We start from the raw sequence: 15,428 nt of genomic DNA, 5'->3' as shown, positions 1-15,428 counted from the left end.
ACCAAATGGATCGGGGCACGCAGCCTATGTAGTTAAAAATGACTGCCAAGCCTTCTAGAAGTGCCTCTCTGGTTTCGCTCTTTGTGGCAACAGCAAACCCGGCATTTGATTTTGGAAAAGAGAGAATCAGTTCGCGAAACTTCTTCAGTGTATTGTTTTCATAGGCTTCAAATGTACCAAAGTCAACCTGCGCTTCTCCACCAGGATGGTGAAGCTGCAAATAGGCACTACCGGAACCATAGATTTTCTCTTTTTCTTCTTTGACGATATTTCTTACGGTACGATCTGAAACTTCAAGAAGGTCAGAATGCTCAGTTTTTAGCCGGTCATAGATTCTGGTGGCGGTATGTCTTTGCTTACGGTGTCTTGATTGATCTTCCAGCAACCACTTTTGAATAATGGGTCTTAAGACATCTGATTTATTGGGTCGCAGTGCCTGGTGGTACTGTTCGTTGAAATCTTCCATTTCAATATATTTTTTGACAGTGCGATAATTCTTACCAGTCATGGAACTTATTTCTGAGTAACTTTTACCTTCCTCGTAAAACAATTCTCGGATATAATGGACTTGAGTAATTGTCAGCACTTCCTTTCCTCCCCTATAAAGCTTAGTCACTTAATAGGGTATTGTTTAAGGTTTGTACTGGCAATTACTTTTTGTATTTTTGATTGCCATTCATTGTATTTTTAGATTACCAAATACACTACAGTGTGTGTCAGTTTTTGACAGTACTCGATCACATCTTCAAGCAGTCCACTACTAACCTTCTGGGGTAGCTTTTGTTTTAACTTTTCATCAACTCTGTAAACTTCTTTTCTCAATACTTTGGCACGTTCCAACAGCACCTCACGTGCAGACTTTTGATTATACCTGGCCTTTGTATGGGTGGCGTCCACGATGATTGTCTTGCTCACCAATATGCCCCTCTCTTTGGCAATCGCAACAGTTTTCCCAATCAGCAAATCTAATAGGTTCATATCTTTTAGGCGCAGTTTTCGAAACTTGGTCAACGAACTCGGGTCAATCAAGTCTGTGTCTTCGGGTGTCATATTCAAAAAGTACTTGAAGGACATGTCATAGAGGGAACGCTCAACAACATCGACGTCCGAAATTTCATAAATAATCTTCAATAGCAGATATTTGAACATCAAAATCGGGTCTTTAGCTCCGCGCCCCTGATCTAGACTGTAATTGACAAGTAGTTCATCATAAATGAATGAAAAATCTACAAGCTCATTAATTTGCCTAAGCAGATTATCTTTGGGAATAATGAGATCATAAAGGTTCATGTATTGGCTTATCGTTAGTTGCTGAGGTCCTTTTATCATTAGTATGCTCCTTCAAATAGAAATGTTGTTCTTCCAATACTATTCGACAACAAAGCCTCATTTCCTTTTTGAAATACTGCTTTATTTAAATTATTTTTGCTGGCATATTAACAACAAGAAGAAGACCGTTATCACTTTTTTCATGATAACGGTCTTTAATGAGTTTTTCAGTGGCCTCCCTGCACTGGGAAGTGTTTTTTGTTGCGTTCGTCCACATTGTTTACTGACTGGATTTTCAAAGAATGCACCCCCAAGGCAGAAACCAACGCTACCGCTGTGTGCGCTTGAATTGGGGCACATGGAGCAGTGATTTCAACAATCCTGCCCCTCTGGTAGCTATCACCACCACGGCCACACCAAGTCTGCAGGGAAAGGGCACGGAGGAACGCCTGGCGCATTTCCCTCACATCCGCCGGCTACCTGGTCTAATTCCGCTTCCGCCAACTCACTTTTGGGGTGCTTCGCAAAGAATTCTTCCATCTCCTGGGTTTCCTCTGCTGTCAAGGTCACACCAAAGGCTTGGACCAACGAGAGTACTTCTTCTTTGGACAGACACTGAGCCATCTGCTGACATTGTTCCTTTGTAGCGGTTTGTAAAAAAACTTTTATTGACATACACCCACGCTCCTTATTAAAAGATCTTCTGTGCAACAAGTGCTTATAACCTACATTCCACGTCAATTAGTTAATTGCAATAAATTCGCTATTCTCCTGTAGTTTGCGAGGATTTCAAGTAGCAACTTCTATATGCTAACATTTCATGTGCCCCCTTTCAACAACAACATTTTAAATGCGTGGTTATCTTGTGATAATGTCACCTAAAGGTTACCTTGAGAAGATGTCACCTTCTGCGATAAACTACCATCATGAAAAAGGAGGTGCATTATCATTTGAGCAAACAACAGCTGAACCGATTCAACATCATTTCTCTTACCCTTGCTGGACATCTTAAGATCAAAGAAGCTGCTGATCAGATGGAACTTAGTGAACGCCAGGTGATGAGACCTTTGATTAAACCAATTGTCCGAAAATAGATCAACAATCATGAAGACGTCAGTAATCATGATGTGCGCAAACAGTATATTTCCTTCTCAGGCTACCTGGGCATTTTTTGCAATATGCTTCTTTTGCCGTGAAGTTAGCCCTGGGGCTGGTCATCAACAGCATCGCCGTGATCACCGATGCCTTTAATAACATGACAGACATCAGCTCGTCGGTGATTTCCATCATCAGCGCCAAGATCTCCAATAACCCTCCCTGACGGCAATCACCACTACGGCCACGGCCGGGTGGAATTCATTGGTTCCCTTGTGGTGGACGCCATTCCCGCGGAAATGCCGGATACCACCCATATTGTGGACACCCACACTACGGGTTAATCAGTTGTGCCTTTACCAGTAAGTTTCTGACAGCTGTCGCTGCTTCAGCATGGGTGAAAGTGTCTTTCGGATTAATGGTTTCCCCAGTCTTTCCGCTAAAGACTCCTATGCTAACCGTTTTTTTGACAGCCTCATAAGCCCAGTCAGCCACTTGGTCTTTGTCTTTATAATTCTCTATGCGCTTGTTATCTGCTTCTTTTAGACCGACTATCTCCATGGCTCTTGCATACATGCTCATGGCTTCTTCTCTGGTGATTTGATCATTAGGTTTAAAGGCTCTGTCAGGGTAGCCAGAAATGAGCCTATATTCTGTTGCAACTGTTATGGCGTTGAAAAGTTTGTCCTCTTTGCTGACATCGGTGAATCTTGTGGTTTTTAATTCATCGATTCTGTAGATTCCCAGCGCTTTTGTGATGTATTGTGCAAACTCGCCTCGGGTTATTGGTTGATCTGGCTCAAAGGTATTTGGGTTTGATATGATCAGTCTGGCGGCCATGTCGTTAACAGGCACCTTTGACCAATGGTTTTCGACTGCCGCCACCGTTACAGGGTTCCCGATTAGTGTATAGATTGAATTTGTAAGGGAACTAATTCTTGCATACCACTTGCCGTCCTTTTCAAATACGACTGTTGGTACGTGGCTGTATGAACCGTCTGCATGAAAGACAATGCCTGTGGCAACCTTACTTGGGTCAATGTCTTCTGGAATTTCCATTATTCGTTCTGCAAAATGGCTAAACTGATTGATTTTAACTTCTTGTACCTTGCCATCTGCAGACGTTGCCCTTGCTGTGATTTCAAATTGCACCGGATCAAACAGGATTTCATGACCGGATGCTGTTGCTTGCTCTTTTAGTGCTTCCGCCTGGGCAGCCGGTATTTTGTTGATGCTAATTTCCACGTCAATGGACTGTAAGCTGTCCAACGAGATTCCCATGGTTTGGGCTATTTTTTCAATGGTAAAGTTTGCAGAGTCTATGCGATACTCAATCTTTTTTTCTCTCACGGAAAGTGTAACATTATGATCTTCCATCTTTTTAAGGATATCACCGGTTAGCACGACTTTGATTATATCGCCTGTGTTTGTCACCGGTATGATGACTTCGTTGGTACCATTGTTTTCTTTAATGGCGTTTTCAAGATGATTTTTCATCTGCTGAGAATCCACGACCAACTTGATTTCTGTTCGCCCCTCTATTTCGGTTCTGGTTTCTGTCCCTGATTTTTGTGTTCCATTATTGATAATGACTGCTACGTCCTTTGATGCTGATGGTGTGGCAGGTGGCCGGGGTGAGGATGAACCAGAGCCGCCGCCTCCTGTTGACGGTGCTGTATATGTGGGTACTGTTATCGTAATACTTGGGCTTGCATGAAAGCCTGTTTTAGCTTTAAACCGCACTTTATAGGTTCCTGCTGATAAGCCTGTGATTTCTGTTCCTGTTACTTCAAGCCATGTACTGCTTGCATGTAGCTTGTATTCCATGGTCGTTGTTGTCCCTGTTATTTTGCCATCATTATTGGCTGTGGATGTAGGGGCGATGCCTGCCAGTCCCGTTGGCGCGCTCTGGTCTTGATTTGGCGCTACGTATTCTGGTACTGTCACATCAACACTTGGGCTTGCGTGAAAGCCTGTTTTAGCTTTAAACCGCACTTTGTAGGTTCCTGCTGATAAGCCTGTGATTTCTGTTCCTGTCACTTCAAGCCATGTACTGCTTGAAGGTTGCTTGTATTCCATGGTCGTTGTTGTCCCTGTTATTTTGCCATCATTATTGGCTGTGGATGTAGGGGCGATGCCTGCCAGTCCCGTTGGAGGAGCTTGTTCATCGTTAACGATGGGCGGGTTAGCTGCATTCTCTACGTCATCAAAGGCTGCTAATCCAGCACCTGCAATAACAAAATCTGTGGATGGTTCTGTTAAAGGACTTGTCAAATGCTGTTGGTAATGACCATCTGTTTTAAGCTGATAGGTGTCGGCCGGTACTGTAACAGCAATGCTTTGATAAGCTCTGGTTGGCGAAAAGCTGGTCATTGGATTAAAAACACCTTTAACATGAATGTGTGTAGGCGTTTCTGGGGATTTTAGCCCTGAGAAATTTGCCATAAATACCGCTGCTGTACTTGCAGCTTCAATACTCCCAGTGAATGTATGAATAGCTGGATTCGATAAAGTCTCTGAAACTGCTTTCACTGTTGCAGCTGCATTTATGGTGACGGTGCCGCCTGCTCCACTCCACCCACCACCGATGCCTGCTCCCTGCCCTCCACCTGTTGCTGTTACTATTCCACCTTCTATGGTGATGGTGCCGCCTTCTCCATAAACGCCACCACCGATGCCTGCTCCACCACCAAAAGTGGAGCCACCTCCCCCTGTTGCTGTCACCGTTCCACCTTCTATGGTGATGGTGCCGCCTTCTCCATAAACGCCACCACCGATGCCTGCTCCACCACCAGAAGCGGAGCCACCTCCCCCTGTTGCTGTCACCGTTCCACCTTCTATGGTGATGGTGCCGCCGCCTTCTCCATAAGCGCCACCACCGATGCCTGCTCCACCATCTCCACCCATCATGCAATCTCCCCCACCTGTTGCTGTTACTGTTCCACCTTCTATGGTGACGGTGCCGCCTGCTCCATAAGCGCCACCACCGATGCCTGCGCCACCATCTCCACCTGTGGCACTAAGAAAACCAGTACCCCTGATTATTATTTTGCTTCCAATTGACACCTGCAAACCTGCCCTGTGCACCCCACTTACAAGGATATTATCACCATCCAATGCAAGTGTCACATCTGCAGCACTTTTCAACTCAAAAACAGCCTCATTTGTATGATGCATGTCCACATCCCGCAAGGTTATATTTGCCTTAACCCCATCCACAACAACCCTGTTGGCTGTGGTGGTACCAGTAATGACAAGTCTATCATTTTCATAAACATGCGCTGTCACACTTGTTGGGCCATGTTTTACGGCTATCATACCATCATATCCACCTGTTCCCGCCGTCATGGTTATATCCCCAGCATTTATGTAAAAGATATGTTCAGTAGAACTACTGCTGACAGCATCTGCATACGCCGGCAGTCCCACTGGTGCCGTCAGTGACAGCACCAGTGCCAGAACTATAACAAAACTCAACGTTTGTTTCATTTTCATTTTTTTCATCTCCTTTTTTTGCTTTGGAATCTTAGCCTTTTCTATGGTGCTATTGTGTAAGGCTTTTATAGTATATCAAAGTCCTCTGACAGGATTCTGACAAATGTACTTCTGGCACAAAGAGGCGCACCCAGCGCCCCAAAAGAGGCGACTCATGTTGGGGTAAATTGGGAATCTCTTTGTATCAAAAAACCCGCCTCAGCGTTTTTCTTTTGAGGCAGGCTTTTTCATTGTGTTTCATTATTCACACAACTGTTAATAACTGCTGTTTCATCTGCGTTAATGCCAGTACGCCAGGCTGATGAGCTGTTTTAGAATCCGCACCTGTTCCTGACATCGTTCCCGGCTTTCATCGCTGAGTTGAATGGTTTCCGGAGGTAACATCCTTCGTGACTCAAGATGCCATAGCAGGGTTTCAAGCCGGGGATTTTCAGCCGATGCCTCCCGCAGAAAGCAAAGCAGTTCCTGGGTTTGATGGTAAAGCGGCGTGTTTTGGAGGCGCTGTTCATGGTACCTCCGGGCGTCCACCAGCAGGCAGATGGGGCTCATTCCTTTGCGGCGGGCACCCTCTGTTGCCGGATCGTTCATGTAATTGTTAACACTTTCAGACAGTATCCGATACATGGTATTTCTCCTTAAAACTCTTCAGATGACGGCGGAGTCCTTCCTTTTTGGTTTCATATAAATCTTCCCGTTGCAATACTTCTTCGATGATTTGAAAGATCAACGGGTGGTTTGCCTGGGGCATCATGGCATCCAGATCTTCCCAATCGCGCTCATTAAGACGTACCAGCTTGGAGACGATGATGTCTTCCGCTGACAGCGTGTATATGTTCAGATATTGAAAAGAAGTCAATTGGCGGCACCGGTCTTTGTAGTGTGGCGAGAGGAGGGTGCTTTCATATTCCAGCAGATCATAGTCCCTCAGAAAAACCAGCACCTTGGCCAGGGAAGCTGAATATTGCTGATCTACCAAATCAAAATCACGGGTAGCCCTGGAGGTATATCCCGCCAGCAGGCAGGCAGCACCACCCAGCAGGTATATATCAAACGGTGCCACTTGAAAAGCCTGAGCCACTTTTTCCATTTCAAGCAGCCGTTCTTCCAGTTGATGAGCTTGATGCATGGAGACACCTCCAACAGTCCTGTCACTGATATTATACCATACCTGCCGCCCGGCAAAACACAAGCGCAGGGCACCGCTTAACGTTATTTCAGTAGTGTTTGCAGCACTCATTGCACAGCATGGTTTAGAATATCTTTTTGCAATCGTTGTGCTCATGGGACTTATTCAGATCAGCATCGGCGTTCTCAAGTTAGTTAAATATGCGCGGATTATCCCCTATTCAGTCATGCTTGGTTTTTTGAACGGATTGTCCATTGTTATGTTCTTAGCCCAATGGGCACAGTTCAAAGTCGATGAAGTGGTGGTAAACGGTGTTGAAATGGTGACGAAAATGTGGCTGCCGCCGGTGGCTCTGGGAATTATGATCTTTTTCGTGATTGTAACCATGGCCATTATTCATTTTGTTCCAAAATACACCAATGCTATACCCTCAAGTTTGGTAGCGATTATCGTGATGATTATCATTGCCGTGCTATTAGGCAAAATGGTTATCCTTTAAAAAATGTTCAAGACTTTGCAGGAATGGCCCTTCAGGAAAGATTGCCCCGATTTCATATTCCTCAAGCAGCTCTTATAGCACACATTTTCACGAAAAGCCCCTCTTTGCTATCGGCAGATAGTCATTTGGCGCAGTGCTCTACACTCTGATTTAGACCATGCTACACGGTTATACTCTGGTTTATCACTTTTCAATTTGTCGGGTTTCTGCCACCACTTGACCGATTTTTTTTATGTCTGACCGGGCGTACACCTTGGCTTTTTCCACAAGGGCATGGGCAAACCGAATAATTCCTTGATCAAACTTTTCTTTTGGGTATTCACCCCGGGCAATTCGATTAAGCGCCCGTTCGAACTTTCCAGCTGTATCAACAGATGTGATTTCATCCGGCAACGCTTCGATGGTGGCCATGCCTTTGGGGGTGGGCATTAAGTATTTTTTTTGTCGTTCAACATAGCCCACCTGGATAATCCGCTCGATGATTTCAGCTCGGGTGGCAGGCGTCCCGATCCCTAATTCCTTCATTTGGTCCCGGAGTTCTTCGTCGTCAATGGATTTACCGGCATTTTCCATGGCTGCCAACAGCGTATCTTCTGTGTAGGGTTTGGGCGCCTGGGTTTTCTTGTTAAGGACTTCCGTATTTTGGAAGATCACATCTTGTCCTTTGACGAAGGTTGGAAGCTTCTGATCTTCTTTTTCTTTGCCATCTCCTTCACTTGTTTCTTTTACATATGCCTCTTTCCAGCCTTCTAATACAACGACCCGGCCCTTACACACAAAGGCTTCATGCTGGCATATAATAAGGGCTTTTGTTGTTTCATATTCATGGGTGGGCATGAAGGCGGCGATGAACCGTCGGGCAATCATGTCATATATCTTCCGTTCATCCTCGTTTAGTTTTTCCAGGACAGGCATCTTGGGTGTAGGAATCAGAGCATGGTGATCACTCACTTTGCTGTCATCAATCGTTCTTTTGGTGAACTTCAGGCTATCGACAAAAGAATCAATCAGCGGTTTATAAACCGGGATGCTCATTTTATTTAAGGTCTGGAAAACCGTCTCTTTCATGTCTTCTGTCAGCCGGTTGGAATCAGTTCGGGGGTATGTGATGTATTTGTGCTTTTCGTAAAGGGCCTGGGCGGCTGCCAGGGTTCTTTTGGCCGAAAAGCCCAGTTTGCGGTTGGCATCACGTTGTAGGGATGTCAGGTCATACAGAAAAGGAGGCGGTGTTGACTTCTTTTCTTTTTTTATAGCTTGAATGACACCGGGTTGCCCTTTTGTTTTCTGTGCAATCACTTCCGCTGTTTCCAGCGTTTTTATGCGATGGGTCTGTTCTTTCAAGCTCCACCACAGGCTGGTGAAATTGCCATGGTCTGCCTTGACCTCGAAATAATCCACCCTCACAAATGCGTCGATTTCCTTTTGGCGGTTGACGGTAAAGGCCAAAGTAGGTGTTTGAACTCGACCCACAGAAACGACTCCGCTTTTTTCTGTGTATCCACTTCCAGTTCTTCCAGCCAGTGTAAATGCGCGGGTAGCAGACATGCCAATGACCCAATCGGCTTGAGAACGGGCAATTGCTGAATCTGCCAGATTTTCATAGGCCGACATGGGCTTTACCTCCTGCAGCCCTTTTTTAATCGCCTCAGGAGTCAAGGAACTTAACCATAATCGCTTTGATGGCTTATTAACTTTTAGATGGGCCGCCAAATTCACTGCGATTAAATGTCCTTCCCTGGCCGAGTCAGTTGCCCATACGATGGTCGAAACATCTTTGCGCTTGATTTGCGCCGCCACAACACTGAGAACAGACATATTCCGGGGGATAGGTTCTAACGTAAAGATGTAATTTTTCGGTATTACCGGCAAGGAAGCCATCTGCCATTTTCTGTATTTTTCATGGTATGCGGCAGGCTCGGCCAGTTGTAAAAGATGACCCACTGCCCAGGTGATGATGTATGTGTCGTCTTCCAGATACCCATCGCTTTTTTTAGGCCTGTTCATCATGACTGCAGCGATGTCCCGGGCAACAGACGGTTTTTCCGTGATAATCAGTGTTTTAGACATATCGGCTCCTTTAATCTTGATCGCTTCCTCCTCAGCCAAATCGCCCACGAAGTACTCGTTGGGCAACTTATTCATCACACACACCTGTGCCCCTTCATCCCGGAAAGCCTGAACCATGACTTGTCCAATCACTCTGGCGCCGCCGGTGATAACCACCTCTTTGTCTTTAAACATGATGTTGTCAAAAACTGAATATCAAGGCAAATTCATCCACATTCTCTTTGTTTGCCTTTTTCTTATTAATTTGTCCGTAAGTGCCCAGATGGTAAATAGGAAAATTGAACAGATCAGATTAATTCACCCTATATGATAACACAAAAATTGATTTCTCAGACATAAGAAAAGACCCCAAAATACAATTCTGGAGTCTTTCAGGTTCCGGTTTTTCTATTTTGCGATACTGATTTCTCTTGTTCCCTCATCATATGTCACCGTTGCTCCCAGCAGCTCTCCGATCACCCGCAGGGGTACAAAGGTGCGACCGGGAGGGATAATCCTTGGTTCGGTATCTATCAGGATCATTTCGCCATTCACCAGTACTTCCTTAGAGCCGATGGTCAACAGGATTTCTGTGTCTCTTTCTGTAATTAGCACCTGTCTTGTCTCTGGCAGCCAGGTCACTGTTGCTCCCAGGGCTTCGCTGATGAACTTGAGTGGTACCAGGGTTCTGTTGGTTTCGCCGTCGATAAAGGGCATGGCATCCAGCTGATGTGTTTCATTTCCTAGCGTGATATCTTGATTTCCGATGGTAAGAAGGATCTTCTTTCTAGGAGGACTTGCTTCCTGTGAGTCTTTAGAGCCTTCTACTTCTTCAATGTCTTCCGCGCCACTTGTGTCTTCTGTATCTTCTGCCTGCTGTTGTTTGTCTTGACTCCTTTCTGAGGTGCTGCTGGAACCGCCTCCTCCGCCGGAGCTACCACCAGATTCTCCTTTTTCCGGAATATTCGTTTCATTTAACATTATGTTCATGGTAAAGGTGTGGCTGTCCGTTACAGGGGTGGGGGCGCTGTCTGTCACTGTGACTGTAAAATTAAATGTGCCTGCTGTATGTGGTGTTCCTGTCAGTGTTCCGTTTGCAGAAAGGGTGAGGCCATTGGGCAATGCCCCTGCTGTCACTTCATAGGTTTTGGATCCATTGCCACCGGTTGCTGTAAATGTATGGCCTGCATATACTGTTGATACGGTGCCATCTACTGGATTTGTTGGGTTCATCAATAAGTCTTCTGCTGCTATGTTCATGGTAAAGGTGTGGCTGTCCGTTACAGGGGTGGGGGCGCTGTCTGTCACTGTGACGTTGAATGTGAAAGCGCCTGCGGTACTTGGTGTTCCTGTCAGTGTTCCGTTTGCAGAAAGGGCAAGGCCATTGGGTAATGCCCCTGCTGTCACTGCATAGGTTTTGGATCCACTGCCACCGGTTGCTGTAAATGTATGGCTTGTATACGCTGTTGATACGGTGCCATCTACTGGATTTGTTGGGTTCATCAATAAGTCTTCTGCTGCTATGTTCATGGTATAGGCACGACTGTCCGTTACAGGGGTGGGGGCGCTGTCTGTCGCTGTCACTGTGAATGTGAAAGTGCCTGCTGTATGTGGTGTTCCTGTCAGTGTTCCGTTGGCAGAAAGAGCGAGGCCATTGGGTAATGCCCCTGCTGTCACTGCATAGGTTTTGGATCCACTACCACCGGTTGCTGTAAATGTATGGCTTGTATACGCTGTTGATACGGTGCCATCTACTGGATTTGTTGGGTTCATCAATAAGTCTTCTGCTGCTATGTTCATGGTATAGGCACGGCTGTCTGTTACAGGGGTGGGGGCGCTGTCTGTCACTGTGACGTTGAAATTAAATGTGCCTGCGGTATTTGGTGTTCCTGTCAGTGTTCCGTTGGCAGAAAGAGCGAGGCCATTGGGTAATGCCCCTGCTGTCACTGCATAGGTTTTGGATCCACTGCCACCGGTTGCTGTAAATGTATGGCTTGTATACGCTGTTGATACGGTGCCATCTACTGGATTTGTTGGGTTCATCAATAAGTCTTCTGCTGCTATGTTCATGGTATAGGCACGACTGTCCGTTACAGGGGTGGGGGCGCTGTCTGTCGCTGTCACTGTGAATGTGAAAGTGCCTGCTGTATGTGGTGTTCCTGTCAGTGTTCCGTTGGCAGAAAGAGAAAGGCCATTGGGTAATGCCCCTGCTGTCACTGCATAGGTTTTGGATCCATTGCCACCGGCAGCATTAAATGTATGGCCTGCATATACTGTTGATAAGGTGCCATCTACTGGATTTGTTGGGTTCATCAATAAGTCTTCTGCTGCTATGTTCATGGTATAGGCACGACTGTCCGTTACAGGGGTGGGGGCGCTGTCTGTCGCTGTCACTGTAAAATTAAATGTGCCTGCGGTATTTGGTGTTCCTGTCAGTGTTCCGTTGGCAGAAAGAGAAAGGCCATTGGGTAATGCCCCTGCTGTCACTGCATAGGTTTTGGATCCATTGCCACCGGCAGCATTAAATGTATGGCCTGCATATACTGTTGATAAGGTGCCATCTGCTGGATTTGTTGGGTTCATCAATAGTTCTGCATATCCGAACCGATATGGATCTTCTCGACTACCTGCACCAGATTTGATAGGTAGTTGATTTAGAGGACTGTCATATCGAATAGATACATATACTGGTAAACTGGCCTCTACGGTTATATTCGGTGGAAGCAAGTCTTGTCGATGATACGCCTGATTTTCTGTTCCAGGAATCGGTGTACTCGTCCAAAAGTCCCCACGCATACTACGTGGTCCATGGCCCAATCGATCTAGCTCGTCATTTCCTAATATAGTTCTTGATGAACCATAACCTTTATCATCACCGAATACGCCGCCGCTTCCTCCTCCCGATCCTCCTAAAATAGTTTTTTCAAACTCATTTAAACTGATATTATCATTTATGTACCCTCTCAAACTGGAACCTTGCCAATCGTTACTGCCTCCAGTATCATAAGCTTTTCGAAAAGGATATTGATAAGTAGTGAAGATTGTTTTCATACCATCTCGCATGCTAAACCAAAGTATTGGCTCATCATCATACGTTCCGAACTCGTAATAACTAATCGCCTCTGCACCGCCCTCGTACATAGGGTAGATTACGCAGAGTAATACCACTAACGCAAGTATCATTTTCATTTTAACTTTCATTATAATACCTCCTTGTTTCAAATTTATTCATCCTGTACTGGATACTCCATCGATACGGGCAATCATATGATTCCTTTCCAACCAGGGACATCCTATTATGATGGGACTGGTTTCCACCTTCTATAGGTTAAGATTCTTTATAGTATATCAATGGCCTCTGACAGGATTCTGACAAACAATGGCTAATGGCAAAAGAGTATGTATCTTCCACAACATAAAAAACCAAGGCCCCATAACAGGATTCTAGTTCCGGAGCCTTGGAATGTCCTGCAAGGAAGCATCGTCTTTGCACTACGCCTCAACAGATAAGTCTTTTATTCTCTTCGAGGGAATCCCATCATAGTCCTCTTCCAAGATGCGTTCCAACTATTGGACCGCGGAGTTTCTAATCAATCAACTCCGCTTTTATCAAGAGATTGCGAATAGCGGTGGCGGCCTCAGCATAGGTGAATGTGCCCAAAGGATCAATGGTGTGAGGGGTTCTTCCGCTAAAGACACCTGCCCGGGTAATTTGGTTCACATATTCATAAGCCCAATCAGCAATGTCTTCTTGATCTGTGTAGGTGGTGATACGGGAAGCCCCTTCTCCCCGAAGTCCTACCATGTTCATGGCTTTCGCGTACATCACCATGGCTTCCTGCCGGCTGATAAAGGCCGATGGACGAAAACTGCCATCAGGATAGCCAGAGATAATCCCGTGTTGCGTGGCGATGGTAATGGCGTCCAGCAGTTCGTGAGAGTGATGTGCGTCGATAAAAGCACCAACCTCACCCATACCAGGGCGATAAAGTCCCAATGCCTTTGTGATATAGGCCGCAAACTCACCCCTTGTGATCAAGTCATCTGGTGCAAAGGTTTCGGGATGGGCGATGATCAGCCTTGCCGCTAAATCTTCCACATGGGCTTTTGACCAGTGATCCTTAACGGACGGAACCATAATCGCATTGTGAATCACAGAATATGTGGAATTGGTAAAGGAACTTAATCGTGCATAGCATTTGCCTTCTTTCTCAAAAACCGTCGTCGGTATGTGAGAGAAAGACCCATCAGGGTGATAGATAACTCCTGTTGTTACCTTTTCAGGGTTTAGCCCTGCAGGAAGTTCTATGGTGCGTGATACAAAACTGGCAAATTGTGTGATGCTTACTTCTTTCTTTTCGCCCGTGACAGACGAAGTCGCAACGACATTGAAAGCTACTGGTGGAAACAGCACTTCATAGCCTTGCAGCTGTGCTTTTTTATTCATCCTCTGTATTGTTTCTTCGCCTACATAGGTGATGTGCAATTCGATTTCCATATCATGGAGAGAATCGGAATCAACGGACAGTGCATCGGCCATGGCTGCCAAGTTGAAGGCTTTGGCAGGCATCTGATAAGTCAGCTTTTCAGTGACAATGGAGAAGTCAATGTCCAGCTGCGCCATTTTCTGGAGAAGATCCGCTGTGAGGATGGTGGTAAACTGAGTGGCATTTTGAGTGGTGGCAAGAACTTCCACCACATTGTTTCTTGCACCTCTGTTTATTTCCCCGGGTGCTTGGATCTGATTCAGCAGGGAGATTATCTTTTCAGTGTCCATTTTCAGCGTGGCGACTAATTGAGTCTTTTCTTCTGTTGAAGTTTCCGCTCCTGCGATATGCTTTTCTCCGTTGACCAGCACTGTTATAGCGGCACCTGCTGGCAAGGCGGCAGGCTGGGCAGGGGGTGCGGTGGGAGTGTCAGATGGTCTTCTGCCAGAGCCACCACCAGAACCGCCACCAGTGTTGCCGCCGTTATCAGGGGCTGGGGGCACAGGTGCCCAAACTGCATAGAGGGTTTCGTGGTTGTTTGGCATGGTAAAAGAATCGCCAGCCGAATAGCTTGTTCCCTGTCCATTTGCCTGGGTGTTCCAGCCAGCAAAGCGATGACCAGCTTTTTCAAGATTACCGGTGTTCTCAGAAACAGTGATGGAAGCGCCAATAGGATAGGTGCGGCTAACAGGCACATTGCCGCCGGTAGCCACATTGGCATCATATGAAACTATTAACAGATTCACCATCACCTCGGCAGTAAGGGGTACTGTACTGGCAGACAGCCGATCCTCATGAATCGTTATTTTTCCGATGCCTTCTTGATCCAGTCTTCCCGACAGGGTGGCTGTAATAGTGGTGGGGGTCTGCTGAAGGGCTGAGATGGTCAGCCCGGTGAAAGCATCCGACACGCCAAGGTCTGAAGCATAGACAGCGCCCGTAACTGTTTCATGTTCAAGGCTGATGGTGAAGGTCTGGGTAAAGGCCATGTTACCCGTTACACTGGTTGGACTGGTGGTGACATTGGTTTGTTCTCGACGTAAGACTTCGACGGTGTAGGTCTTGGTAGTGGTACCATCTTCGGCGGTGACCACCACATTGATGGTGGTTGCGCCAACAGGCAGGGAGATATCAGCACTGGCAGTGCCGCTTGAAACAGCAATACCATCAACGGTGACTGTGGCAGACCCATGTGCTGTGCTGGGTGTCACGGTGATGCTGGTTACGGCATTACCCACACTGGCGGTATAGGCTGTCGTATCGCTGTGAAAAACAGGATCTAACGTGCCACTGGACAAGGTGAGTCCGCTTAAGTTGGCATTAGCAGAGGCAGCTCTGGTTACCTGGATGGTGTAGGTCTTGGTAGTGGTGCCATCTTCGGCGGTGACCACCACATTGATGGTGGTTGCGC

Annotated in this window: 11 protein-coding genes and 1 pseudogene; 3 read left to right on the top strand and 9 right to left on the bottom strand. The window is 46.3% G+C overall.

The genetic code is table 11. From position 1 onward, the window contains the following. The 3 genes and pseudogenes from AAIG11_RS17350 to AAIG11_RS17340 form a co-directional block, all read right to left on the bottom strand. Nucleotides 1-586 (bottom strand): transposase (locus AAIG11_RS17350; protein ID WP_484477168.1); only part of this gene is annotated, 586 nt, incomplete at its 3' end. A gap of 119 nt (nt 587-705) precedes the next feature. Continuing rightward, nucleotides 706-1,329, bottom strand: a pseudogene (locus AAIG11_RS17345) (transposase); the annotation flags it as partial. A gap of 339 nt (nt 1,330-1,668) precedes the next feature. After that, entirely contained in the window at nt 1,669-1,944 is a 276-nt protein-coding gene (locus tag AAIG11_RS17340) for a hypothetical protein (RefSeq protein ID WP_283410795.1), read from the bottom strand. 251 nt (nt 1,945-2,195) lie between these two features. On the opposite strand from AAIG11_RS17340, the gene AAIG11_RS17335 reads away from it, so the two are divergent. Beyond that, nucleotides 2,196-2,363, top strand: coding sequence for a hypothetical protein (locus tag AAIG11_RS17335; protein WP_343187482.1), 168 nt, complete (start codon nt 2,196-2,198; stop codon nt 2,361-2,363). 77 nt (nt 2,364-2,440) lie between these two features. Continuing rightward, nucleotides 2,441-2,590 (top strand): cation efflux transmembrane domain-containing protein, encoded by a 150-nt coding sequence (locus tag AAIG11_RS17330; protein ID WP_343187481.1) that lies wholly within the window; start codon nt 2,441-2,443, stop codon nt 2,588-2,590. Nucleotides 2,591-2,697: 107 nt separating this feature from the next. On the opposite strand, the gene AAIG11_RS17325 is transcribed toward AAIG11_RS17330, so the two are convergent. The 3 genes from AAIG11_RS17325 to AAIG11_RS17315 all read right to left on the bottom strand — a co-directional run bounded on the left by AAIG11_RS17325 (nt 2,698) and on the right by AAIG11_RS17315 (nt 6,985). After that, the gene (locus AAIG11_RS17325) at nt 2,698-5,859 is read right to left on the bottom strand and encodes an S-layer homology domain-containing protein (protein ID WP_343187480.1); all 3,162 of its coding nucleotides are present in this window, start codon (nt 5,857-5,859) and stop codon (nt 2,698-2,700) included. Nucleotides 5,860-6,138: 279 nt separating this feature from the next. Further along, nucleotides 6,139-6,483: a hypothetical protein gene (locus AAIG11_RS17320; RefSeq protein ID WP_283410799.1), complete on the bottom strand. Its 345-nt coding sequence runs from the start codon at nt 6,481-6,483 to the stop codon at nt 6,139-6,141. Continuing rightward, a complete protein-coding gene (locus tag AAIG11_RS17315) occupies nt 6,464-6,985 on the bottom strand; it encodes a DUF6036 family nucleotidyltransferase (protein ID WP_283410800.1) in 522 nt (173 codons plus the stop codon). The genes AAIG11_RS17320 and AAIG11_RS17315 overlap by 20 nt, the downstream gene beginning before the upstream one ends. On the opposite strand from AAIG11_RS17315, the gene AAIG11_RS17310 reads away from it, so the two are divergent. Next, complete coding sequence (locus AAIG11_RS17310) at nt 6,984-7,484, top strand: SulP family inorganic anion transporter (RefSeq protein WP_343187479.1); 501 nt, start codon at nt 6,984-6,986, stop codon at nt 7,482-7,484. The two genes, AAIG11_RS17315 and AAIG11_RS17310, sit on opposite strands and share 2 nt — an antisense overlap. 183 nt (nt 7,485-7,667) lie before the next feature. On the opposite strand, the gene AAIG11_RS17305 is transcribed toward AAIG11_RS17310, so the two are convergent. The 3 genes from AAIG11_RS17305 to AAIG11_RS17295 form a co-directional block, all read right to left on the bottom strand. Further along, nucleotides 7,668-9,725: a DNA topoisomerase 3 gene (locus AAIG11_RS17305; RefSeq protein ID WP_343187478.1), complete on the bottom strand. Its 2,058-nt coding sequence runs from the start codon at nt 9,723-9,725 to the stop codon at nt 7,668-7,670. A 213-nt stretch (nt 9,726-9,938) separates the two neighbouring features. Beyond that, the gene (locus AAIG11_RS17300; protein ID WP_343187477.1) at nt 9,939-12,731 is read right to left on the bottom strand and encodes a putative Ig domain-containing protein; all 2,793 of its coding nucleotides are present in this window, start codon (nt 12,729-12,731) and stop codon (nt 9,939-9,941) included. 385 nt (nt 12,732-13,116) lie between these two features. Next, nucleotides 13,117-15,428: S-layer homology domain-containing protein (locus AAIG11_RS17295; protein WP_343187476.1), on the bottom strand; the 2,312-nt coding region annotated here is incomplete at its 5' end.

This window comes from Anoxynatronum sibiricum (assembly GCF_039414295.1).
In the GTDB taxonomy this organism is placed as follows: domain Bacteria; phylum Bacillota; class Clostridia; order Peptostreptococcales; family Tindalliaceae; genus Anoxynatronum; species Anoxynatronum sibiricum.
The sequence above is the reverse complement of the archived record's forward strand: the minus strand, read 5'-3'. Positions and strand labels throughout refer to the sequence as shown.

Coding starts and splice junctions, on each gene's coding strand:
- AAIG11_RS17340 (WP_283410795.1), bottom strand. CDS start 1,944: ATGTCAATAAAAGTTTTTTTACAAACCGCTACAAAGGAACAATGTCAG.
- AAIG11_RS17300 (WP_343187477.1), bottom strand. CDS start 12,731: ATGAAAGTTAAAATGAAAATGATACTTGCGTTAGTGGTATTACTCTGC.
- AAIG11_RS17335 (WP_343187482.1), top strand. CDS start 2,196: ATGAAAAAGGAGGTGCATTATCATTTGAGCAAACAACAGCTGAACCGA.
- AAIG11_RS17305 (WP_343187478.1), bottom strand. CDS start 9,725: ATGTTTAAAGACAAAGAGGTGGTTATCACCGGCGGCGCCAGAGTGATT.
- AAIG11_RS17325 (WP_343187480.1), bottom strand. CDS start 5,859: ATGAAAATGAAACAAACGTTGAGTTTTGTTATAGTTCTGGCACTGGTG.
- AAIG11_RS17315 (WP_283410800.1), bottom strand. CDS start 6,985: ATGCATCAAGCTCATCAACTGGAAGAACGGCTGCTTGAAATGGAAAAA.
- AAIG11_RS17320 (WP_283410799.1), bottom strand. CDS start 6,483: ATGTATCGGATACTGTCTGAAAGTGTTAACAATTACATGAACGATCCG.
- AAIG11_RS17310 (WP_343187479.1), top strand. CDS start 6,984: ATGGAGACACCTCCAACAGTCCTGTCACTGATATTATACCATACCTGC.